This is a genomic window from Arenibacter sp. F26102, assembly GCF_023015865.1.
GTDB lineage: Bacteria > Bacteroidota > Bacteroidia > Flavobacteriales > Flavobacteriaceae > Arenibacter.
The window spans coordinates 144405-168409 of sequence record NZ_JALKBC010000002.1 but is presented as its reverse complement, the minus strand read 5'-3'; the positions used below and the strand labels follow the sequence as shown (position 1 = coordinate 168409).

The window sequence follows — 24005 nt, the reverse complement described above, 5'->3', positions numbered from 1 at the left end:
TAGATTGCCTAACTTTATCAGAACTTGGCAGTATTCTAATTTCCCATATATTACCGAAGTCTAAATTATCATTCCAATCCCGAATCCTCGGGATTTTTTTTGTAATGATAGGTAATTTTGATGTCTTCTTCTGTAGAGTCTTGTGGTCTATTTTCAATGAAATTTCCGTGTTCGTCAAAATGTTTTAAGAATTCATCCTCCTCCTCATTATAATCCTCCTTCTCCCAATCATATTTTTTTGGTTTGGGCAAAGGGGCCGTCAACACAAATGCCAAAAACAAGCCAGTGATAAATCCGCCTAAATGGCCCTCCCATGAAATTCCGTCCTTAACAGGAAAAATATACCATAGCGTACTGCCGTATATAAAAACCACAATTAGGGATAACGCTACCAACCTGTAGTGTTTGGAAATAATTCCTTTAAAAAATACAAAGCTGACCAAGACATATATTAATCCACTGGCTCCAATGTGATAAGATGGCCTTCCTATGAGCCAAGTTATAAAGCCCGAAATTAGAATTCCCCATAACAACACTTTAAAGGCTATGTTTCTGTAGAAGTAAACCAAAGATGCCGTAAGTATAGCCAGTGGAATGGTATTATTGTATAAATGCTCTACCGAACCATGTATAAAAGGGCTCAAAACAACACCCCGAATCCCCTTCAAAGTCCTTGGATAAATACCATAATCGTTGAAATTTACCTGAAACCGAATCTCAAACCAATATACCGTCCAAATAGAGAGCACCGCCAATAATGGAATTGCGATTACCGCATTGGAAAATTTAAAATAGTTGCTCTCTGTCATAATGGAAATATAACTATTTATGCAATATGCTTACCACAATTTCAAAATCGGTAAAAATGTCATTGTTATTCCTTTCCTGTTAAAATTGCATTTTAAAGTCCCACAAAAGGAGCTACCCTATACCAACTTTGTTTTATTTTTACATTATGAACGAGCCATTAGCAGAAAGGGTACGCCCTAAAACCTTGGAGGATTATATCAGCCAAAATCATTTGGTTGGGGAAAATGGGTCATTGACCCATCAAATAAAAAAAGGGATCTTGCCTTCCTTAATTCTTTGGGGACCTCCCGGTACCGGCAAAACCACCTTGGCCAATATTATTGCCCATACAAGCGGCCGACCTTTTTATACGCTTAGTGCCATTAGCAGTGGTGTAAAGGATATTCGGGAAGTTATAGAAAAGGCGAAGCAAAGTGGTGGATTGTTCACGACCAAAAACCCAATACTTTTTATTGATGAAATTCATCGCTTTAGCAAATCGCAGCAAGACTCCCTTTTAGGGGCTGTGGAAAAAGGTTGGGTCACCCTGATCGGCGCCACCACTGAAAACCCAAGCTTCGAGGTAATTCCGGCCCTCTTATCCAGGTGTCAGGTATATATTCTGAATCCTTTTGGAAAGGAAGACCTAGAAGCCCTACTCCAGCGAGCTATGGAACAGGACAAATATTTGAAAACCAAAAAAATAAAACTTAAAGAAACGGAAGCACTTCTCCGCCTTTCAGGTGGCGATGGAAGAAAATTGCTCAACATATTTGAGCTTATTATCAATTCCGAAGAGACTGACACTGTTACCATCACGGACGACTTGGTTTTGAGTAAAATACAGAAGAACACGGTACTTTACGACAAAACTGGGGAACAGCATTACGATATTATATCTGCTTTCATAAAATCGATTAGGGGAAGTGACCCCAATGCAGCCGTATATTGGTTGGCACGAATGATAGAGGGAGGAGAGGATGTAAAATTTATTGCTAGACGCCTACTTATTTTAGCTTCAGAAGATATTGGAAATGCCAATCCTACTGCCCTAGTGATGGCGAATACCACCTTTCAGGCCGTAACCACCATAGGATACCCCGAAGCGAGGATCATACTAAGTCAGTGCGTCATCTATTTGGCCACTTCTCCAAAAAGCAATGCCAGTTATATGGCTATAAACAAGGCCCAACAAACCGTAAAACAAACAGGTGACCTTTCCGTTCCCTTGGCATTGCGGAATGCCCCTACCAAATTAATGAAAGACCTAGGGTATGGGGAAGAATATAAATATGCCCATGACTATGAGAACAATTTTGTAGCAGAGGAATTTATGCCCAAGGAGGTAGCCAAAACAAGTTTTTACCGTCCTGGCAATAATCAGCGGGAAAATGCGATCAAAGATTTCCTAAAAAAGCGATGGAAAGATAAATATGAACTCTAGCTTCAACTTAAACTACTTGGTCATTGATTGGAGTTCCACTAAAACTTAATATTCAGCTCCTGACCAACTAATTTTTCATTTTCGTAATATTCAAAATACCACTTATCTCCTTTTTTAACGATAATGCCATCCTCAGCAGCATTGTAAGCCTGGGCAATAAATACATTGGCTACTGACGTTTTCCACATCCACATGGCAATCTTAGGCGTGCTGTCCACCAATTGATAGCCGTTGGCTATAGGCTGGGCATATAATATGGTGGCACTGTCCGATTTATACGCCACTTGAGCCGGGGCCATTTCCATACTTTTTTCTGCCTTTGTAATATTGGACTGTACCGGTTCCATATTTTTATAGGATTGCTCCTCCAAGGTAGCTTTTTGCTGAACTACCGGATTTGGAACATTTTGCCCTGATTGTACACTGGCCTTCTCCTCTATCCTTTTTACATCATTTTTAAAACTTACGGTTGGGGGCACATTATCTTCGGAAGGCACAAATTTGTACCCTACCCCTGTCAAGGATTTAAAACATTCCTTTATAGCCTCCGAATAGGCAGATTTGTAATCCTTCTCCTTACTAATCCCTTCCACAGTGGTATAGACCACATTGGAGAGACAATCCTTGAGGATCAAGGTTACCTTTGTGGTAAACATGGATGAGTCGTCCTTAAGACTCAATAGCAACCCAAGACATCTATTGGCTACCAAATCCACAGGCATATCATTATCATATACCGCTGTAAACCCATTTTCAACAAGATTATATTTGATCAAAGTGCTGGTCTGGTACTGATTTTCACTTTTAAAAGCCTCAAATTTAGTTGGAACTATTATGTATTTGTATTTATTCAATTCAGCTTGGGACATTCCGTAAAAGCTACATATTAAAAACAGGGGTAATAAAATATTTTTCATCAGTTCAAATTTCATGGTTTCTATTAATCAGGCTAGTTGCCTGTAGCAATAATTCATCATAAAACATGCCAGAAGTGCTTAACTTCCTGCTATGCTTCATTTAAAGTTAAAATCTAAATAATTATTTGATAAGGAATAAATTACAATACTAAAAAACTCAAGAATCACAGGATTCCTACACTCATAATTTTAAGCACCATTTAAGACAAATGGATGCCTAAAACCCAATAATGCAGGTTTTAAAAAATCATATATTATTTCTTTCCCCAAGATATGATATTTAATCCTAATTGAAAAGAGGAGTAGTGACTATCCGCAAGGTTCCTATAAGCCAACAAATTGTCGGCCATAACATAGATATTTACAGGACCTGCCTGAAGATTGAGGCCCAAACCAATATTACTCCAAGAAAACTTATCTACTGTGTAGGTTGTTTTTAATGCTAAAGCCCTACCAAATCTTCGTAAATAAAAGGCGGTAAGTGCAGCCTGTGGCCCTCTAGGCCTATTAATTACGTATAATTGTCCACCTATACCGTTGGCATATTTGGTATAATCCCTCCTTTTGGAGACCATATAGTTACAGTCGCAATCCATATTTTGATTCATTGCCTCCCCCCAGTTATAGCGAATGGAACCGTATAACTTGGTAGGCCTAAATGAAATATAGCTATTATCATTGGTGCCGTGGGGAACCAGAGCATCCACTTCATCCACTAAATCTTGCCAAAAATCGTTATTGGAATTAGAAAATGCATCCGGCAAAATAACTTCTATTCCCTCTACAGTGGCATTCCCTTTTATGGTATAATTCTTAACGTCGGTGGAACTATATACAAACCCTAGGTCCAACAAACTTCCAGTTATTACGGTTTGCTTGTTAAGTTTGTAAGTAAATCCAAGGTCGATACCAAATCCTAAATCTCCACCAAAAAAAAGTCTACTTGCTATAATTCCGGGCAAAAGGGAACTATCATTGTCCAGAGCATTCTCTATTTCATTAAGACCTGATGACCTTAATTCCAGATCAGCAACAATGGTATTCGCCAAGAGGTTATTTTGCCCCTCATTGGTTACAAAATATCCCTTGTTTTTGGTGGACGAAAAATTGAAGGCACTGGAATATATTTTTGCCCTCCCGCCAAGGGTTAGGGCACCGTCCACTCTTTTGTTAATTCCGAAATGAAACACATTGAGCATCTCTCCTCTTGTCTTCAAATGTCCGAGGTCAAATTTTCTTCCCAATTGATTCGCATTCCCCTCAAAAGCCAAGATGGCATAATCCTTAAACCAATAACCTATGGCGTCCCCTTCATTGTAGATCCCAAAAGAATAGAAATTATCCCGATTACGGCCTCGAAAACCACCATTCAATAATTCTACCTGATAAGTACCACTAAGTTCATCTCTGGTGTTCATACCATATATGCCCCTTTCCCTGACTTTCACATTAAAGTCCACTCCATCGTCCGCAAACAAATCGTTTACCGTTAGTCCACTACTCCCGGCCTGAAATGAAATTCCTGACAATGCCGGTATTCCCGCATACCACTGAAAATCTGTTGACATTCCGGGATTGATCATTAAAGCTTGGGGAATCTCTGTAAAATCGTACAGTAATTGCTTGTTCTGCGCAGTAACAAATATACAGCCCAGCAACCAATAAAATAATACTAATTTAACCTGCCTCATTTTAAACGAAGTCTGAATTGACCGCTAGACCTAAAAATAATTTTTGGGTCCGGAAGGCTGGATACACTACTATTATCCCCTAAATTAAGAACACTGACCTTTATACTTGAAGTATTTTTTATGATTTCTATGCTGCGCCCAGTACCAATACCATAGGCAACCTGTAATTGCACAAGGGGCGTTGGGGCCGGATCAATATGAAAATATTGGGAGTCCAGGGTATTCCCACCTTCATCCAAAAATTCAACAGTAGCCTCCATTTCCTTACTAGTAGTATTCTCAATTTCATAAAATATAAAGCCATCCAAAACCCGGTCCGAGAAGGCATCTACACTAAAACCGTCAAAATTAAACTCTTGGGAATAGAAATTCTGTCCAGTAATTTCATTTAGCAGTCTTTCAGGCGATTCTATATATAATATACTGGCCTCTACAGTGGGAATAATTTCCAAATCATCATATTGGTCGAAGTTTTGCCTTTCTATACAGGAATATAGCGCAAGCAAAATAATGGAAGGAAACAAAATTCTATTTTTCATACCAAACCTAACAGGAACAACTACTGGTAAGGTGTTGTTATAGTGTTACTACAAAGTATAACTCTATAAATAAGATTTTATTTCACTTAAATCGTGAATTATGTCGCAATATTCGTGCATTGGCTCATTGTTCGCGTTGAAATGAAGGGTATGAAGCCCTACTGACTTTGCCCCTAGAATATCTGCCTCCAAACTATCCCCGATCATCAAGGATTTTTGCGGCAAAACATTGGCTTTACTAAGTGCAAGTTCAAAGATTTTTGGGTTAGGCTTTTTAACACCTGCCATTTCGGAATTAATTATATGATCAAAATAATCGTGTATTTTGGAGCTTTGTAATTTTTTATCCTGTATTTCCTGAAATCCGTTTGTGATGATATGCAATTTATAATTGGGCTTCAAATAGTCCAAAACCTCCGTGGTATTTGGAAAAAGATGATTGAAGGAAGATAAGTTTTCAATATATTGATCGGACAAAACATCAATTAATTCATTGGAAATAGAATGCCCGAGCGTATCAAAAGTAATTTTCAATCGTTGGAACCTCAATTCACTTTTGGTTATTTTCCCTTCCCTATAAAGCTTCCAAAATTCAAAATTTATTGGGATATACACTTTTAAAAAATCCTTGAGCTCAACACTGACGGAGTTCTCCGATAGAATTTTTTGAAAGGTAAGTGCCGAATTTTTTTCAAAGTCCCATAGGGTATGATCCAAATCAAAAAAAATATCTGTTACAAGGGATTTAAACATGTACTTGTTTTAGGATACTGCTATACAATTTCTTCCAATTCAATTTGCTTTCGGCCCCAATCAATTCATTTGAAAAAACAGTAATAAAATTTCCGTTTACCATTTTCGTTGCTAGATAAAGCCTGTTAACTGCTGTAAAAGCCTCCGTCCTATTTCTATATTTCAACAAACCGTAATCGTGTATTGCAAACGGATGTATCTTTATAGGCTGTTGGACTTCCAAGGGGATGTCATAAAAGTAAAAGGATGTGCAGGTACCGGCCCTAAACCCTATTTCATGGGTATATCCCATGGTATAGTCATCGGTAAAACCCGCTTCGATCAAATTCCTATAGGTTTCAGGAATATCCACCCTGTTATATCGCATTCGGGAACTGGTAACGGGCCTATTAATTACATTGGAGAGATTCTTTTTCTCCTCCTTAAGCAAGGCTATGTCATTAAAGGAACTGTACGAGCAGGATAAGGAAACCTTATCGTAATCGGCCACAGATTTAATTAGGTGCTTAAAATTGTTATTGTTGGGGGATACATTTTTGTCATAGGTGGAGTACTCGGCAAACTGAAAAAAGAACATACCCTTTACCTTATACTTTTTATGCAATTCTATAAGTTCAAAAAAATTGTCATAAGGATCTTTTTTAAGCTTTGCCCAAACCAAAATTCGGTCGTAGACCCGTCTAATTTTAAGCGAGGCCAAATCGAAAAGAAACCCGGACATCCCCCGGACAAATCCTCTATAGGCAAAACAATGGGAACTGGAAACATCTATGACGGATGTGTATTTATAATTCCTAGGCTTGTGTATTAAATCTTTGAATCTGTCCTTCAGCGCATATAAAAGTTTTTGGGCCCAAATATCTACCAAGGGCTTTTCCAAAAAATCGTATTGAAAGGCCAAACTGTCCTTTGGCGAAAATCTTCCATGAATGTCCTTTACATGTGGCAAATACTCTTCGTACCTACTCAACAAATAAAAACTGGCAGAAAAAATATCGAAGGGCAGATTGCTCCTATCCCCGGTAGAAAAAAAACATGGTGTTCCTTCCCAGTCAGCCACATGTATCTGTATATCGTTTATACCGTGCTCAAACAACAGATCATTGCTTCTAACAAAAAACTCGTTTTGTAACGGCTGCTTGGTATAAGTAATCTTAGGGCCTGTATGCTTTATAAAGTCCTCTACCTTGGTAGTGTAAGTTACCTCTATCCCCAAAATAGTCGTAAACATATGCCTCATGATATAACTAAAACGAGGGGTAATTTTATGGGTATAAATAAGCAGCATAATAATTTACTTTTTCCTTTTTTAAAAGTGCCTGACATTGGGTTTCAGTATTCAAAATTAGAACGCCCAAACTCTAAATCACCAACCGCCGTCTAAAGGATATTTTCATCTGCAAAACTAAAGTATTCTTTTTGTGTGATGATGATATGATCCAAAACTTTTATATCCAAAGCTTCTGAGGCCACTTTTAATTTTCTGGTAATTTGCTTGTCGGCCTCACTGGGTTTTAATGTACCGGAGGGATGGTTATGTGCAAGTATCAACCCAACGGCACCAAGTTCCAAAGCTTGTTTTAATACCAAACGAACATCTACCAATGTCCCTGTAATACCTCCCTTACTCAACTGACCTGCCTGTAGCACCGAGTTGGAATTATTGAGAAAAACTATCCAAAATTCCTCATGTGGCAGTTCTCCCATTTTAGGCTGCAAAAGTTCAAATACATTTTTACTGCTGCTGATTTTTGTTATTTTCTGGGCCTCTTCCCCCCTACGTCTCCGACCTATTTCCAGTGCAGCAGCGATAGAAACAGCCTTGGCCTCCCCAATGCCCTTAAATTGCATGAGCTGTTTAATAGACAATTTCCCTAATTCGTTCAGGTTATTGTTTACCGATGCCAAAATACGTTTCGACAACTCAACGGCACTTTCGTTTCGACTTCCCGATCCAATGAGTATGGCTATCAATTCTGCGTCCGAGAGATAGGATTTGCCTTTTTGCACTAATTTCTCCCGAGGCTTATCATCATCGGACCAATTTTTAATAGAGAAAGAAGGCGGCTTGTGTTGCATAACCTAAAGATAAGAATCTTAAGGTTTTATCATAATTACAAAACCGAATATTACTTATGATCAGAAACATAAATTTATCAATAAAAAAAGCCCAGCTGCAATTCTTGTAGAAAATAGCAGCTGGGTCCTAGCAATAACTTATATGTTGTAATTATTAAAAATCCCTATACGGTGCATCTAGGAACTTATTGGCTTCCGGTTCAGAAAATCTAGCGGTGTTATTATCCCAATGTAAAATTTTATTAGGAAAACGACCCGCAATAACCCCCAACAATATAGTTTCGGTAAGTCTAGCCGAATATTCAAAGGGAGCCGTAGTTTCGGTTCTACCCAAACAGGCATCCACGAATTGATGGTAATGCTTATCTCCTTCAGAATCATAATCCCTAACCGGTTCGCCTATGGCCTCTTGATCCTTAATGATGGACAAATCCAGTTCCTGATACTTTCCATCTACAATAAGCCTAGGCAATTCCATAAAATGCGGCAATAAAAGTCTTCCTTTTTCACCTATAAACATGGCCCCTTGCCCGGGTAGTTTTTCCTTGTTCGGCAACCTCAAATCTTTATGCTTCTCAGGAGCCCCTTCACCATCGTACCAAATCCACTTTAAGGTATCGGCCGTATATTCGGTTCCAGGAAAGGTATAACTAACGATGTTTTTTTCAGGAAATCCAAAGCCAGTAGGTTTTCTACATTGGTTCTTTATGGTCATTGGCACATCCAATTTAAGTGCATTGTATGGGGTGTCAAAAATATGCACTCCCATATCGCCCAATGTACCACAACCGTAATCCAATAATTTTCTCCAATTGGCTGGGTGGTAATACCCTTCCTTATACGGTCTTTCCGCAGAAGTTCCCAACCAAAGGTTCCAATCCAAATTATCGGGAACCGGATCGGAACCTTTTGGTTCCGGACCATCAAAACCCCAATTCTTGGGACTCCAGGCCCTAACGGTACTTACCTTTCCTATAATACCGGATTGGATCAATAAGGTTGCCAGTTTATAATCATAGAAAGAATGTACTTGAATTCCCATTTGGGTCACCAAGTTTTTTTCCTTGGCCATCTTCCTCATCGCCCTAGCTTCTGCTACATGGTGGGTAAGGGGCTTTTGGCAATATACGGGTTTTCCTATTTCCATGGCCATCATTGAGGCGGGCGCATGGGTATGATCCGGTGTAGAGACTATTACCGCATCTATATCGTTTTTCATTTCTTTTAGCATCACCCTATAATCCTTGTAGACTACAGCGTTGGGGTGTAGTTTTTTGGCTTCTGCCAATGCCTTGGAATCAACATCGCAAAGTGCTACAACATCTACCAATTCATGCGAAGATATGGAAGCAAGATCGGCCCCTCCCATATTACTTACGCCAATATGGGCAGTTCGTAGGCGTCCATTTTTGGACAGCGCCCAAACAGAGGATGGCAGCAGTGCCGTTAAACCCAAGGCAGCGGTACTTTTCAAAAAGTCTCTTTTTTTCATAAGTAAGTTTTTTTATTGTTTTTTAACGGTCAAACCAAACCGATAGAATTAAGTTCTATAATTTTCTGATTTTTATATTTCTAAACCATATGGCACTTGAGTGATCCTGAAAGCCGATATAGCCAGACTTGAACTTACCATAATATTCCTCATCCTTCCATTTTCCAGTATTCTTTTTTTCATACCATTCCTTGGACCAGGGCACAAAAAATAGCACTTTTTTCCCATTGAGCCAGTGCTCCACTTTCTCAGGGGTAAAAACTATTTTTGAGGAGTTCCACTCTCCAACAGGATTCAAAATTTTTTGTTCGGGATCGGCAACATGCATGGCATAGTCAGAAGCGGTCTGTTGTAAGGGTTGAAGTGCCGATGGATTTTCTGTGTGCCCAAGACTAAGATTATATGCTGTAAGATCATGGATTTTGGCATAGTTCTCGTCGTCTATCAACTGATATTCCGGGGAAATATTTGGTGGCCCGGCATTGGGTATACCTTCCTTTAAATGGTAGAAAATTCCACTATTGCCCCCTTCTGGCAATTTCCATTCAACATAAAACTCAAAGTTATCAAACTCTTCCAACCCATAAATTATATCCTTTCCTCCTGTATAATCCTGCTCCAGCCCTAATTCCGTATCAAACGTCAATACACTGTCCTTTACCACCCAACCAGGAGGTAAAGTGTCTCCGTTATATGCTCTCCATCCGTTGGTTGTTACTCCATCAAAAAGGTATATCCAATTTTCGGTTTCATCTGCAGTTTCAACTATAACATCAGCATCGGTTTTGGTCTTAGTTTTACATGAAGACAATACCAAAGCCACAGTAAAGAAGGTCAACAATAATTTCATTCGATTATTTTATTTGTAGTATTTATAAAAACTGGAAGATAAAAATTTTTTACAAAAGACTCAAGATATAAAAACCTAATTTAATCTGATTCCAATTCCTGTAGTAAACTGGCCATATTCAGCGGTTTGGTAAACATTACCAAGGACCCGTCCGGCTCATAGATCCACAGGTTCTTTGGTCGATCCCAATACAGTTCCACTCCATTCCCATCAGGGTCACCCAGATAAAGAGCTTCCGAAACCCCATGGTCACTGGCCCCCGTTAAAGGATATTCCGCCTTCCTCAAACGAGCCAGTATTTCGGCAAGATCTTTTCTTGTTGGATATAAAATTGCCGTATGAAACAGGCCCACGCTATTGGTTGGGGCTGGAGGAAGCCCTCTACTATGCCAGGTATTTAGCCCAATATGATGGTGGTATCCGCCAGCGGAAATAAATTCGGCCTGACTTCCATACATAGTGGTCACTTCAAAGCCCAAAAGATTACAATAAAAATCCAAGGACCGTTCCAGGTCCGCTACCTTTAAATGTACATGCCCTATTCTTGTCTTTGAGGGTATGGTATATTCGCTATCCATAGGAGGAATGGTTTCTAACCTTAAAATAAATCTATATTCAATAACCTTGGTCGAGATCTACGAAGTACTACATATTGTATCAGTACCTATAAATTCTCGCAGCGTAAGCTGAAGTAGTGTCAATAGGCACAATTACCATGGGATAATTGCCGCTAGGCTTAATATTGGGCATTTCCACAGCCTTTACCTTGGACCAAATTGGTCTTGATCTACCATTAATCAACAAATTACTTAGTTCGTCTTTATAATTGAAGTCAAAAACAATAGTATCCTTTAAAATACTTTTCCGCTTTTTAAAAGCATTGGCCTCATGATCACTCCAATCCTTATCCAAAACATCGTTATTCTTATCTTCGGAATTTGCCAATTTTGGGAATTGTTGTGCATTTAAATTATTTCCAAATAAAAATAATACTGAACAAAAAAAGATGAATTGTTTCATTTTATATTTTTTGTATGCATCACCAAAGTGGATATCTCTAAAATTCCCCGCAGTGAATACCCTTTTCATATTGTTCCCTTAACGCAGCTATGGCATTCTTTATTTCCAAGGGCGTGTTTCCGTGCTCAAATGTGACCGTATATTTTTTACCGGAAAAATCTTCAATTTCCAACCCTTCTGCCCCGCCATCTGCACAATCAGGGCAACCAATGATTTCGGGCAGTGAAAAAAAATCATTTAAATCTACTGTTTTTTTTAAAGGAATCCCAACTAATCTGGGTCAAGGTCTCGTTACATTCAATAGGTGTCACTTGATCGTTCCATCCTGAGCGGGTATAGATTACCGAGCCCGACTTAAGCAACATGGCATTTGTACAATAGCCAACACACATCTCAAATGAAGTACCATACCCCAACTTTTTGATACCCGAAGGGTTACCCTCATTTTTTTCACAGGAGACCAAGAGACCCAACATTATAAAAAGAAATAAATAATGTTTCATCAGCTGTTTTGAGTATTAAAATCGACCATATCCTAAGGGATACCCCAAAGTTACTCCAGGTAGGTTAATTTGTTTACCCATAGATATTTATGCTCTATTTAGGTTGTGTAGAAATCAGTAACAATAACAAGATTAGCTATCATTCCCAAAACCCTTGCAGTCTTAAAATTCCACATCCCAAACTAAAAGAAAACAATATAACACCGTACAGCAAGTATTAGGGAATATTTAGGCCTTATCCTCCCCGACCAGAAGCCCAATTACCTCTTCCAAGGTATCCAAAACCCCAGGATTTGTACAATTTATTAGAATAGAAAATACCATATCCTGTTCAGGATATATGTAAAATACCGCGTAGCCGCCTACCCCGTTACCAACGTGACCAAAATAGGTCCTACCCCATCTATCCTGTGTAACCTGCCAACCTAGACCATAGTAAGTTGGTATACCATTAACAATCCCAGAAGTGAGGAATTGGGATTGAATTTTATTCTCCCTAAACTTGGAATCCAAATAAACCTGTCCAAAGCGTCCAATATCTGCAGAAGTGGATAAATAGCCCCCTCCGGCCAATTTGTAAGTATTATTTACGGGAATGGCCAACCTGAATCCCAACTTGCCCCTTGAATAGAACGTTGTACAGTGAGGAGGGAGTTCTCCGGGAACTTCTGGGAGTGTATTTTTTAAGCCATAAGGCTCCAAAAATTTTTCCCGGACATAATCGGCAAAGGGGATACCACTAACCTCCTGCATGGCCAAGGAAATCAATACCCAGTCAAAACTGGTGTACTGGAAACCTTTTCCTGGTTCAAAAAGTAGGTCGTCCTCCTGAAACAAAGCAAGAGCCTCCTTATTGGTCATCGGCTTGTTCAATCCATATTCACCGCCCCGATAACCTCTCAAACCAGCTGTATGACCCGCCAATTGACGCACCGTAATATCGAATTTCTTTTTTGGAAAATAGGGAAGGTATTTATATATCGATGCATCCAAATCCATTTGTCCGTCCTCAACCATAGTGGCCAAGGCAGCTGCAGCAATGGGTTTGGATACACTGGCTATCCTGAAAATTGTGTTTTGCGGGTCTATGGGTGTTTGTTGTTCAACATCTGCAAATCCATAGCCTTTCTCAAAGTACACTTCATTGTTTTTACGAACTGTAATGGCCAGACCAGGAACCCGCTTGTCATCAATAAGTTTTTGTAAGATTTGATCAGCCTGGACCCTAGCCATTAATTGCTTATCCCCACCGATTACCCGTTGGGATGCAAATAAATTTTTAAGATATTTTAATATAGGATTCATCGGTCAAATACTAAGCTACTTTTATGTTAGAAAAAATATGGATTGGACCTTCGGCAATGGACTATTGACCTTAATTACTAAAAATAAGCTCCCCCTTATACAATTGCTCCACCTCCACTACAGCCGGCCTATTAAAACTAACCACATCCCCGGTACCACGCAAGGTCCCCTTTAGTGATTGTTGCGGGCTTATGCGTATATCGTTGGAACCTCTATGGTTGAAAATAATATTATCGGTAATTAAATCCTTGGCTTCCAAGCGGGAATCGCCTGCCGCAAATAAAATATTAAAATTAACCGTTTTGCCTCGTAAATTATAATAAGAAATCCCATTAGAAACAATGGCTAAATTTTGGGTATCCAATTCCAAATTAAACTCCCCACTGGTATAGCCGGCGTCAGGATCATTAAAACTTTCGGAAATAAGATTTAAACTAGTGAAGGACAATACCCCGTCACTTAAGATATCCAGTCCTGTACTACTTCTGATTTCCGTAATATTGGGAGCGGTAATATATACTTTTGTAAGTCCATATTTTCGGGTAAAATTACAATCATTCGTATCGCGCAGCAACAAACGGCCTTCCTCTACTGACACCACAACCTCGTTGCGTAAATATTCCCCAGTTTCCACTTCTACTTTTAAAACACTTCCCTGTTTAATGGTCAGTTGTACATTTTCGTAGACCGTAATCTTGGAAAAATCGGGCACTTCCACCAACTCTCTCGTAATGTCCCCAGCGTTTTGAAAGCAGTCAGAGGCATTTTCACTGTTACAATTCCAAAGTAAGAACACTAGAAATATAAGCATGCTCCATCTGGAAACAATTTGCAAGCTGTTCCTCCATCCAAATTTTATCATCAAAATAAAATAGTTCATCTTATTAAATCATTAAAGCATACTATTACGCATTTCAGTCAACTTCTTTTCGCCTATAACCGTACCCCTACGCCAAATTCCACAGCTTCGGCTTTTGCTCCATGGGATTTTAAGGTTATAGCCCCGTAGACCTTGTCCGAAAAATATCGCTTAAGGCCAATTCTATTGTAGACCTTGCCCTCAAAATCAAATGGATAATACACATAATACCCCAACTGGGCTATAACTGACATCTTATTGATAAAAAGTTCATGGCCCAAAAATAAGCCTACTCGCTTATAATCGTCATCCGGTTGCACTCCATACTCCGGGAATGCTACCGACTGATAGCGGATAAGTTCCTTTAAAAAGTTGGAAAAATACACATCTGTACCAAACTGCAAAGCACTTCTTCTGGTAAAGCGTTTATCTACATAAGCCGAAAAAATATAAAAAGCATACTGACCGGAATCCACCACATCACTTTCATTAATACCGGACCTAAAGGCCAGATTATACCGAATTGGCTCTGTAACCTTTAATTTTTCGGTCTGGATATATTGCCTTTCCATACCACCATCCAAATCGTAGGTTAAACCTACATTTAAAGCCATAGTATTGGTAGAGGTATTTGGTGCAGTAACATTGGCATTGGAATAATGTATTAGCGAGATTCCGGCCTTTAGGCCCAAGCCTTCAAAAATATTCTCCTTTTGATAGTTGAACATTAAATAGGTAGAACTCAAAAAATGGGAACCATAGGCATTGTTCCTGAAATTCTCGTTCTTATCAAATGGATTGGTGTTATACGCCACCCCCTGCCCTAGCCTAAACTGAAGATTTCTTTTAAAAAAGTAGAAATTGTAGTGGGCATAAAGTCCAAAATTCTCCCCTAAAGTACTAGTGTTCATGTTCTGATAAACGAATGAAAAACCGGTATCGGGGTAATTATATAACTGTTGCCATTCCTCGTCCCCATAGGTTTTCCTATTATATCCCAAGATAAATCCTCCGGGATGATTGGTAATCAAATGGGATATATCAGGATTGTGCAAGAGCACGGAACCATAGTATTGGCTAATATCCAAGGTATATCTCTTGGTTTCTTGCGAGTTTTGTGAAAAGCAAAAAGCTGTCGACAGACAGCCTATAAGAAATAGCCTTAGTTTCATGGGGAGCAAATGTAATGAAAAATTAAAAATAGGGGTTTCTAAAACTTGGCAATACTTCTTGGCCACAAATGAACTCCTGAAATTAATTCAGGGTTAAACCTTGTCCTAATAATTGCATTGCCAATTTATCCGGAGGCTATCCCTAAAACAACTCTTTGGCAATAGCCTCAATATTATCTGATTTACCCATGGAGTAATAATGAAGCACAGGAACTCCTGCTGCTTTCAGTTCCTTGGATTGTTGAATGGCCCACTCAATTCCAACCTGACGCACATCTAAATTAGTGGAGCAATCGTCTACAGCATCAATTAAATCTTGCGGTAGATCGATTTTAAAGACCTGGGGCAATAATTGTAAATGCCGTTTTACGGCAATAGGCTTAATCCCTGGAATAATAGGCACATTTATACCCATTTCCTTGGCTGCTTTTACAAATTCGAAATACTTCTGATTATCAAAAAACATTTGAGTTACCACATAATCGGCTCCCGCGTCCACCTTTTCCTTTAGTCGCTTCAAGTCGGTTATCAAGGAAGGAGCCTCTAGATGCTTTTCAGGATACCCCGCTACCCCAATACAAAAATCGGCACTATGCACCGTTTCAACCTTATCATGCAAATAATTTCCATGATTTAAGGCGTAGATCTGTTTCACCAAATCCGTGGCATAAGCGTGTCCTCCTTTGGTAGGACTAAAATACTGTTCCTCCTTCCGGGCATCTCCTCGAAGTGCCATCACATTTTCGATACCCAAATATTGACAATCAACAAGAACGTACTCGGTTTCTTCCTTGGTAAATCCGCCGCAAAGCACATGAGGAACGGTATCAACTCCGTATTTGTGCTGTATGGAGGCGCAAATACCAACAGTACCGGGTCTCATACGGGTCAACTTTTTGTCCAACAATCCATCCCTGTCTATGTACACATATTCTTCCCTAGATGTAGTAACATCAATAAATGGCGGGTTAAACTCCATTAAGGGATCTATATTGTCATACAATTCCTGAATACTCCTGCCCTTGACTGGCGGTATAATTTCGAAGGAGAATAAGGTCTTCCCCTCTGCTTTTTTTATGTGTTCTGTTACTTTCATGATTTCTCCCCTTACCTTTCCCTAATGAAAAGGACCTTTTTCAATTGTTATATTTAATACCGTGCACAAATGTGCTATTCCTTATCTTAATTCTTTTTTTAATGGCAGCTCCCAATCACTCCTTTCAGTCGGTTTGGGACCGGGCTATCCACTTAATTTTTTTAAGTTTTTATGTCCAAAACTTAAAAAAGATACCGTTCCTATCCCTGCTGCAAGGGCTACCCCTGTGGATAGGAATCCAATTTCAATTCCACATTTCAATTCGAGACCGAAACCTAGACCTAGACCTACAAGGTTAAAAAAAACCTTGCAGGTCAAGTTAAAAACCTTGCAGGTCCCGATCCCTAATCATCGGCAATATTTGGTGCCAACCATCTAGTGGCTTCCTCCACCGGGATCCCTTTCCGAGTTGCAAAATCGGCCACCTGATCCTCCTTTATTTTTCCTACCCCAAAATACCTGGCTTCCTCATTGCCAAAATAATATCCACTTACACTGGCTGCTGGCCACATGGCCAAACTATCTGTCAATTCTACCCCTATCTTCTCCTTTACTTCCAATAATTCCCAAATGGTCAATTTCTCCAAATGGTCCGGACAGGCCGGGTATCCCGGTGCTGGCCTTATTCCTTTATAGGACTCTTTGATCAGCTCTTCATTACTAAGCCCTTCACCAACAGCATATCCCCAATGGTTGATCCGTACTTCCCTATGCAAATATTCTGCAAATGCCTCTGCAAAACGATCTGCCAATGCCTTTACCATAATACTGTTATAGTCGTCCAGATTTTTACGGTATTCATCCGCCAATTCATCTGTTCCAAAGCCTGTAGATACGCAAAAACAACCTATATAATCCTGTAAACCGCTTTCTTTAGGGGCAATAAAATCGGACAAAGCAAAATTAGGTTTCCCCACATATTTTTTAGCCTGTTGCCTTAAAGTCCTAAATGTAAATTCCTTTCCATTGTGTGTCAACAAAATATCATCGTCGTTGACCATATTGGCGGGAAACAATCCAAAAATAGCCTTAGCTTGGAAAAGCTTGCCATCCAAAATCTTTTTCAGCATAGCCTTGGCATCATCAAAAAGCTCTGTCGCCTGTTTGCCTACCACCTCATCTTGCAAAATATCCGGGTACTTGCCATGCAGCTCCCAACTTCTAAAGAAAGGGGACCAATCTATATACGGCTCCAATTCCCGAAAATCAAAATCTTCGATCATTTGAATACCCAGGGTCTTAGGCTGTACAATTTCCGCCTTTGACCAATCCAATTGATATTTATTCTTTCTTGCCGCCTCAAGGGTCAAATATTCTTTATGTTTGCCCCTGTTCAGGAATTTTTGTCTAAAATCGGCATAGTCCAACTTAATGTTCTCCTTGTACTTTTGGGAAGCCTCTTTTTGCAATAGGTCTCCCACCACGGTAACTGCCCTGGAAGCGTCATTAACATGTACCACGGCACTATTGTACTGCGGATCAATCTTAACGGCCGTATGGGCCTTACTGGTTGTAGCACCTCCAATAAGCAAAGGAACCGTAAAATTTTGTCGCTCCATTTCCTTGGCCAAAAAGACCATCTCATCCAAGGAAGGGGTAATAAGTCCGCTAAGACCTATAATATCCACATTTTCCTCCTTGGCCGCATTAATAATTTTCTCGGGAGGTACCATTACCCCTAAATCTACGATCTCGTAGTTGTTACAGGCAAGAACTACACTAACAATATTTTTTCCTATATCGTGCACGTCACCTTTTACGGTCGCCATTAGAATTTTGCCGGCCGATGAGCTGCTTCCTTCCGGTTGAGGGTTTTTAAGTTTTTCCTCTTCTATAAAGGGTAACAGATAAGCCACTGCTTTTTTCATGACCCTTGCAGATTTCACCACTTGGGGCAAGAACATCTTACCACTTTGAAAAAGATCCCCAACCACGTTCATTCCCGTCATTAAATGTCCTTCAATTACCTCTATTGGGGCTTTGACACTTAATCGGGCTGCTTCCACATCCTCTACAACATATTGATCGATTCCCTTTACCAAGGCCCGGGTAATCCTATTTTGCAAAGGTTCCTCCCTCCAAGAAAGATCTATTTTATTTTCCTTCTCCTTTCCAATTACGGTTTCTGCAAATTCCAATAGGCGCTCGGTGGCGTCCTCCCTTCGGTTAAGGATTACATCCTCTACCCGCTCCAAAAGGTCTTTCGGAATATCATCATAGACTTCCAACATACTAGGGTTGACAATTCCAATATTCATTCCCGCTTTTATGGCGTGATACAGAAATACCGAATGCATGGCCTCCCGTACAGGGTTATTACCCCTGAAACTAAAGGACACATTACTTACCCCTCCACTAACACTACAAAAAGGTAAATTTTCCTTCACCCAAGCAGTGGCCTTTATAAAATCGAGTGCATTTAATTTATGCTCGTCCATTCCCGTGGCTACGGGAAAGATGTTTAAATCGAAAATAATATCCTCTGGAGGAAACCCTACTTTATTCACCAAAATATCATAGGAACGTTTGGTGATTTCAAGTCGCCTCTCGTAATTATCGGCCTGCCCTACCTCATCAAAGGCCATAACTACGACCGCAGCGCCGTAACGCCTAATTAATTTGGCGTGCTTAATAAACTCTTCCTCCCCTTCTTTGAGACTTATTGAATTTACAACACATTTTCCTTGCACTACCTGCAGACCTGCCTCTATGATATCCCACTTAGAACTATCGATCATGATCGGCACCCGGGCAATATCCGGTTCGGCCACAATAAGGTTCAAGAACTTTACCATAACCTCTTTGCCATCGATAAGGCCATCATCCATGTTAACATCAATGATCTGGGCTCCTCCCTCCACCTGTTCGCGGGCAATATCCAAAGCTTCTTCAAACTTCTCCTCCTTGATCAGTCGTAGGAACTTTTTGGAACCTGCTACATTGGTGCGTTCTCCCACATTTACGAAATTACTTTCTGGGGTTATCACCAAAGGTTCCAATCCGGAAAGTTTTAAAAACCGTTTTGTACTATGTTGTTCCTTATCCGTTGTATTGCTCATTATTTATGTATTGACCTCAATATTAAAAACACGATATAGTGTCCCTAAAATGGCAAATTTGATAGTTCCACATTACCTCCAGAGAGGATGATTCCTATTTTTTTGTTCCTAAACTTTTCTTTTTCTTTCAACAAGGCCGCAAAGGGCACTGCACTGGATGGTTCTATTACCAGTTTCATCCGCTCCCAAATTAATTTCATGGCATCGATGATTTCCTTTTCCTCCACCCTAATAATATCAGAAACCAATGCGGTGATAATTGGGAAATTTTTATCCCCCAAGTTTGTCTTTAGTCCGTCCGCAATAGTATCTGTCGATTTATTATACTCTATTTTACCACTCTTCAAGGCTCTATAGGCGTCATCCGCTTTCATAGGCTCACCCCCGACAACGGCGCAATTGGTCCCAAAATAGTGGGCCGCCAATGCCGTCCCCGCTATTAGTCCGCCACCACCCACAGGAGTCATAATGAACTCCAAATCGGGTTGATCCTGTAATAATTCCAAGGCCGCGGTACCTTGACCAAGAATTACATTGAGGTCATTGGACGGGTGTAAAAAAACCGCTCCTTTTTCCTCAACAATGGCTGCCGCAGATTTTTCTCTGGCTTCCAATGTAGGTTCCGAGATAGTAACCACCCCTCCATAGCCCTTCACAGCTTCAATCTTCACGGTTGGCGCGCTGGATGGCATTACTATGTATGCATTTACCCCCAAGTTCTTTGCTGCCAAGGCCAAGGCCTGACCAAAATTTCCGGAAGAATGGGTAACCACACCCGCCTTTTTCTGTGCCTCACTCAATTGCTGGATGGCATTTACGGCACCCCGCATTTTAAAAGCACCCATTTTTTGAAAATTCTCACATTTAAAGAAAACCTCCACCCCTGATAATTCGTTCAACAAACGGGAAGAGAGCACCGGTGTTCTATGAACAAAGGGGGCAACTCTTTTTCCTGCTTCAAGAACAATTTGCCTAGAAGGTATCATACGTTATGCGCTTCTAAGGTATTTAGGGTTCTAGGGGAATAGTTCTTAACAATATCGGCCATCGCCTTTATATGTTCGGGAGTGGTCCCACAACATCCACCTACAATATTAACCAACCTCTTTTCGGCATACTCCTTAATCTGCATGGCCATCTCCTCCGGAGTTTCATCATATTCGCCAAAGGCATTCGGTAATCCGGCATTTGGATGCGCAGATACGGCATGCTCGGTCTTGGCCGATAGCACCTCCAAATGAGGCACCAACTGACTAGCTCCCAGGGCGCAGTTGAAACCTACGGACAAAATAGGTATGTGACTAATTGATATTAGAAATGCTTCCGCCGTTTGCCCAGAAAGGGTTCTACCTGAAGCATCCGTTATAGTACCACTAATCATAATTGGGACGTCTATATTTCTTTCTTCCTTTACCTCTTCAATGGCAAACAAGGCAGCCTTTGCGTTTAAAGTATCAAAAACCGTCTCTACCAATAAGATATCCGCCCCTCCATCCAAAAGTGCTTCCACCTGTTGTTTGTAGGCTACGCGCAGTTCATCAAAAGACACCCCTCTAAAACCGGGGTCATTCACATCTGGCGACATGCTGGCAGTTTTATTGGTGGGCCCAATACTCCCAGCCACAAATCGTGGCTTATTAGGTTCCCGAGCGGTAAACTCATCAGCTACGGCCTTGGCTATTTTTGCGGATTCATAATTAAGTTCGTAAACCAATTCTTCCATATGGTAGTCCGCCATTGCAATGGTGGTACTGGAAAATGTATTTGTTTCAACAATATCCGCACCAGCAGCAAAATACAGGCGGTGTACCTCAGCAATAGCTTCGGGCTGAGTGAGGGACAAAAGATCGTTATTTCCCTGTAAGGGGTGTTCCCAATCCTTAAATCGTTCTCCTCTAAAGTCCTCTTCAGTATATTTATGTCGCTGTAACATGGTGCCCATGGCTCCATCCAACACCAAAATTCTTTCCTTTAGTACGTCTTGAATCTTCTTCATATTACTTTTCAAAAATGTTTGCTCCCTTATGGGTCAAAACCAAGATGCTATTATATGGTGTCCCAAATTAGTTGGGAAACACAAAATTATAAAAATGACACCCGAAAACAATGGTTTACCCCCTAGTTATCGGTATCAAAAAAAATAAATAAAATCAAGTAAGGAAAAGTTTTAGACCAGCGTCTTTCTTTATGTTATCTATTCCTGTATAAAATTCCATATAAATAGAATAAAAACAGGATTAGAATGTAGCACCTTCTTTATTCTTCCCGATAGTTATCGAAAAAGAAAAAAGGGTTGCTAAGGCTTCACCGGGTCTAGTCCCTCCGCCTTTCTTGATAACGTTTCAATGTATTAATGAACGGGTTGCAAAGTAACGCAACAGTGCCTTTAAAAGCAAGGAATCAACTATTTATTTTAATTAAACCTGTCAGGCTCAACAACCTGACAGGTTTCAATGGCGATTACGCCAAAATACTCTGAACTACTTCTTTTTTAGCTTCCTTCTTGCTACCGTCAAATCCTTCTACCCCACCTACAGTGGTGTATTTCATTACATAACGCTTTCCAGGATTGATCAACTGGTAAGCACTCTGACACATAACGGCCGCTTCGTGGAAACCGGACAATATTAATTTAAGCTTTCCGGGATAGGTGTTTACATCGCCAATGGCGTAAACTCCTGGAATATTGGTTTGATAATCGTAGGCGTTGTTCACCTTGATCGCATTTTTTTCTATTTCAAATCCCCAATCACCAATAGGTCCTAATTTAGGAGAAAGTCCGAACAGTGGAATAAAATTATCCGCTTCCACATAGGTTTCACCTTTGGCCTCATCATTGTGTTTTACCACAACGGCTTCCAAATTGTCGTCTCCGTATAACTTAACCACCTCGGCTTCGGTAAATAATTTAATTTTTCCTAGTTTGGCCAAGTCAGCCGCTTTTTCTACCGAATCCAAAGCACCCCTAAATTCATTTCTTCTATGCACCAAAGATACTTCAGCAGCTACATCCGAAAGGAATATTGCCCAATCCAATGCAGAATCCCCTCCTCCGGAGATTACCACTTTTTTATCCCTATACACTTCAGGGTCTTTAATGATATATGCTACCCCCTTATCCTCAAAATCTACCAAATTGGGAATCAAAGGTTTTCTTGGTTCAAAAGAACCCAATCCGCCTGCAATAACCACAACGGGCGCCTGATGTTTTGTTCCTTTATTTGTGGTAACCACAAATGAACCGTCATCCAACTTATCCAATGTCTGTGCTCTTTCACCCAAAGTAAACCCAGGTTCAAATGGTTGAATTTGTTGCATCAGATTTTTAACCAAATCACCGGCAAGAATTTCCGGGAACGCTGGAATATCATAAATAGGTTTCTTAGGATAAATTTCAGAACACTGACCCCCAGGTTGAGGCAGTGCATCTATAAGATGCGTCTTCAATTTCAATAATCCCGCTTCAAAAACCGTGAACAACCCTGTTGGACCTGCTCCAATTATAAGTATATCTGTCTTTATCATACTACTTTGATTAATTCCTAATTAATTATGACACCCATATAGGCTTAAACCCAATAAGCTGAATGTCTCTCCTTTTACTTACTTTGCCACTTCGTGGCTATTTAATATTTCGGTATAATTCAATATTGCGGACCGATGGTTTACCACCTCTCCGATAATAATAATCGCAGGGTTGCTCAATTGCTCTTTAGCTACTAATTTCTCAATTGAACCTATAGTCCCAACACCTACCTTCTCATCTTCACGCGTGCCATTTTGAATAATGGCGATGGGTGTTTCAGATTTTCCCTCGCTTTTAAACAACCCAACAATCTCAGAAAGTTTGCTCATCCCCATCAGTATTACTATAGTAGCGTTTGATTTTGCTGCCAAAGCTACATCTGTGGATAATCTATGATCCTTTGTCGTACCCGTAATTACCCAAAAACTTTCAGCAGCACCCCTTTTGGTGACCGGAATGTTTTGGGATGCCGGTACGGCTACAGATGAGGATATTCCCGGTACCATGGCTACTTTTATGCCTTTACTGGCCGCAAATTCCATTTCTTCAGCCCCTCTACCAAAAACAAAGGGGTCTCCACCCTTTAATCTTACAACGTGGCATTGGGTTTTAGCCCTACTTACTATAAGATCATTAATCTGTTCCTGCTGATAGGCATAGCATCCTTTCCTTTTGCCTACAAATATATGTTCGGCATTGGGAGCATAATTCAATAAGGAACCATCCACAAGGGCATCGTACAATACTACGTCTGCCGCCTGCAAGGCTTTTATAGCCTTTAGCGTTATTAATTCCACATCGCCAGGTCCAGCTCCCACAACGGTCAGCTGTCCAAACTTATTGGCCGCCCCATTTGAAATATGGTCTGCCAGCGTGGTATTAACGTGAATATTATCTTCCTTGCCGATCAT

22 protein-coding genes and 1 riboswitch are annotated in these 24005 nt (G+C 40.2%); of the genes, 1 reads left to right on the top strand and 21 read right to left on the bottom strand.

From position 1 onward, the window contains the following. Positions 1 to 68: 68 nt before the first annotated feature. Positions 69 to 809, bottom strand: coding sequence for a rhomboid family intramembrane serine protease (locus tag MWU78_RS03205; RefSeq protein WP_246994940.1), 741 nt, complete (start codon positions 807 to 809; stop codon positions 69 to 71). Between the two features lie 146 nt (positions 810 to 955). Here MWU78_RS03205 and MWU78_RS03200 point away from each other — a divergent pair, with 146 nt between their 5' ends. Then, complete coding sequence (locus tag MWU78_RS03200; protein WP_246994938.1) at positions 956 to 2233, top strand: replication-associated recombination protein A; 1278 nt, start codon at positions 956 to 958, stop codon at positions 2231 to 2233. A 38-nt stretch (positions 2234 to 2271) separates the two neighbouring features. Here MWU78_RS03200 and MWU78_RS03195 read toward each other — a convergent pair whose 3' ends face one another. From MWU78_RS03195 to cobA, 20 genes are all read right to left on the bottom strand, one after another. Next, entirely contained in the window at positions 2272 to 3150 is an 879-nt protein-coding gene (locus MWU78_RS03195; RefSeq protein WP_246994936.1) for a hypothetical protein, read from the bottom strand. 254 nt (positions 3151 to 3404) lie between these two features. Continuing rightward, a complete protein-coding gene (locus MWU78_RS03190) occupies positions 3405 to 4841 on the bottom strand; it encodes a DUF5723 family protein (RefSeq protein WP_246994934.1) in 1437 nt (478 codons plus the stop codon). Continuing rightward, positions 4838 to 5380, bottom strand: coding sequence for a hypothetical protein (locus tag MWU78_RS03185; RefSeq protein WP_246994932.1), 543 nt, complete (start codon positions 5378 to 5380; stop codon positions 4838 to 4840). Before MWU78_RS03185 ends, MWU78_RS03190 begins: the two co-directional genes overlap by 4 nt. Positions 5381 to 5443: 63 nt before the next feature. After that, on the bottom strand, positions 5444 to 6133 hold the full coding sequence (locus tag MWU78_RS03180; RefSeq protein ID WP_246994930.1) for a YjjG family noncanonical pyrimidine nucleotidase: 690 nt from the start codon (positions 6131 to 6133) through the stop codon (positions 5444 to 5446). Continuing rightward, positions 6126 to 7421 carry a polysaccharide deacetylase family protein gene (locus tag MWU78_RS03175; protein ID WP_246994928.1) on the bottom strand — a complete coding sequence of 432 codons (1296 nt, stop codon included), beginning with the start codon at positions 7419 to 7421 and terminating at the stop codon, positions 6126 to 6128. Before MWU78_RS03175 ends, MWU78_RS03180 begins: the two co-directional genes overlap by 8 nt. A 92-nt stretch (positions 7422 to 7513) precedes the next feature. Then, positions 7514 to 8212 (bottom strand): DNA repair protein RadC, encoded by a 699-nt coding sequence (radC, locus tag MWU78_RS03170; RefSeq protein ID WP_246994926.1) that lies wholly within the window; start codon positions 8210 to 8212, stop codon positions 7514 to 7516. A 154-nt stretch (positions 8213 to 8366) separates the two neighbouring features. Beyond that, positions 8367 to 9704, bottom strand: coding sequence for a Gfo/Idh/MocA family oxidoreductase (locus MWU78_RS03165; RefSeq protein ID WP_246994924.1), 1338 nt, complete (start codon positions 9702 to 9704; stop codon positions 8367 to 8369). Positions 9705 to 9759: 55 nt separating this feature from the next. Beyond that, positions 9760 to 10554 (bottom strand): DUF1080 domain-containing protein, encoded by a 795-nt coding sequence (locus MWU78_RS03160; protein ID WP_246994922.1) that lies wholly within the window; start codon positions 10552 to 10554, stop codon positions 9760 to 9762. Between the two features lie 80 nt (positions 10555 to 10634). Next, complete coding sequence (locus MWU78_RS03155) at positions 10635 to 11132, bottom strand: VOC family protein (protein ID WP_246994920.1); 498 nt, start codon at positions 11130 to 11132, stop codon at positions 10635 to 10637. Between the two features lie 79 nt (positions 11133 to 11211). Next, positions 11212 to 11574 (bottom strand): hypothetical protein, encoded by a 363-nt coding sequence (locus MWU78_RS03150; RefSeq protein ID WP_246994919.1) that lies wholly within the window; start codon positions 11572 to 11574, stop codon positions 11212 to 11214. A 233-nt stretch (positions 11575 to 11807) separates the two neighbouring features. Next, positions 11808 to 12077 carry a hypothetical protein gene (locus MWU78_RS03145; RefSeq protein ID WP_246994916.1) on the bottom strand — a complete coding sequence of 90 codons (270 nt, stop codon included), beginning with the start codon at positions 12075 to 12077 and terminating at the stop codon, positions 11808 to 11810. A 228-nt stretch (positions 12078 to 12305) separates the two neighbouring features. Beyond that, the gene (locus MWU78_RS03140; protein WP_246994915.1) at positions 12306 to 13382 is read right to left on the bottom strand and encodes a serine hydrolase domain-containing protein; all 1077 of its coding nucleotides are present in this window, start codon (positions 13380 to 13382) and stop codon (positions 12306 to 12308) included. Positions 13383 to 13452: 70 nt separating this feature from the next. Next, positions 13453 to 14262 (bottom strand): head GIN domain-containing protein, encoded by an 810-nt coding sequence (locus MWU78_RS03135; protein ID WP_246994913.1) that lies wholly within the window; start codon positions 14260 to 14262, stop codon positions 13453 to 13455. Positions 14263 to 14315: 53 nt separating this feature from the next. Further along, positions 14316 to 15413: an acyloxyacyl hydrolase gene (locus tag MWU78_RS03130; RefSeq protein WP_246994911.1), complete on the bottom strand. Its 1098-nt coding sequence runs from the start codon at positions 15411 to 15413 to the stop codon at positions 14316 to 14318. Between the two features lie 142 nt (positions 15414 to 15555). Then, on the bottom strand, positions 15556 to 16509 hold the full coding sequence (gene metF / locus MWU78_RS03125) for a methylenetetrahydrofolate reductase [NAD(P)H] (RefSeq protein WP_246994909.1): 954 nt from the start codon (positions 16507 to 16509) through the stop codon (positions 15556 to 15558). 344 nt (positions 16510 to 16853) lie between these two features. Continuing rightward, positions 16854 to 19568: a methionine synthase gene (metH, locus tag MWU78_RS03120; protein WP_246994907.1), complete on the bottom strand. Its 2715-nt coding sequence runs from the start codon at positions 19566 to 19568 to the stop codon at positions 16854 to 16856. 44 nt (positions 19569 to 19612) lie between these two features. Then, positions 19613 to 20554 carry a pyridoxal-phosphate dependent enzyme gene (locus tag MWU78_RS03115; RefSeq protein ID WP_246994905.1) on the bottom strand — a complete coding sequence of 314 codons (942 nt, stop codon included), beginning with the start codon at positions 20552 to 20554 and terminating at the stop codon, positions 19613 to 19615. Continuing rightward, complete coding sequence (locus MWU78_RS03110) at positions 20551 to 21564, bottom strand: homocysteine S-methyltransferase family protein (protein ID WP_246994903.1); 1014 nt, start codon at positions 21562 to 21564, stop codon at positions 20551 to 20553. The genes MWU78_RS03115 and MWU78_RS03110 overlap by 4 nt, the downstream gene beginning before the upstream one ends. A 191-nt stretch (positions 21565 to 21755) precedes the next feature. Continuing rightward, positions 21756 to 21909, bottom strand: a riboswitch (SAM riboswitch). A gap of 119 nt (positions 21910 to 22028) precedes the next feature. Then, on the bottom strand, positions 22029 to 23093 hold the full coding sequence (locus tag MWU78_RS03105) for an NAD(P)/FAD-dependent oxidoreductase (RefSeq protein ID WP_246994901.1): 1065 nt from the start codon (positions 23091 to 23093) through the stop codon (positions 22029 to 22031). A 78-nt stretch (positions 23094 to 23171) separates the two neighbouring features. After that, entirely contained in the window at positions 23172 to 24005 is an 834-nt protein-coding gene (cobA, locus tag MWU78_RS03100) for a uroporphyrinogen-III C-methyltransferase (RefSeq protein ID WP_246994899.1), read from the bottom strand.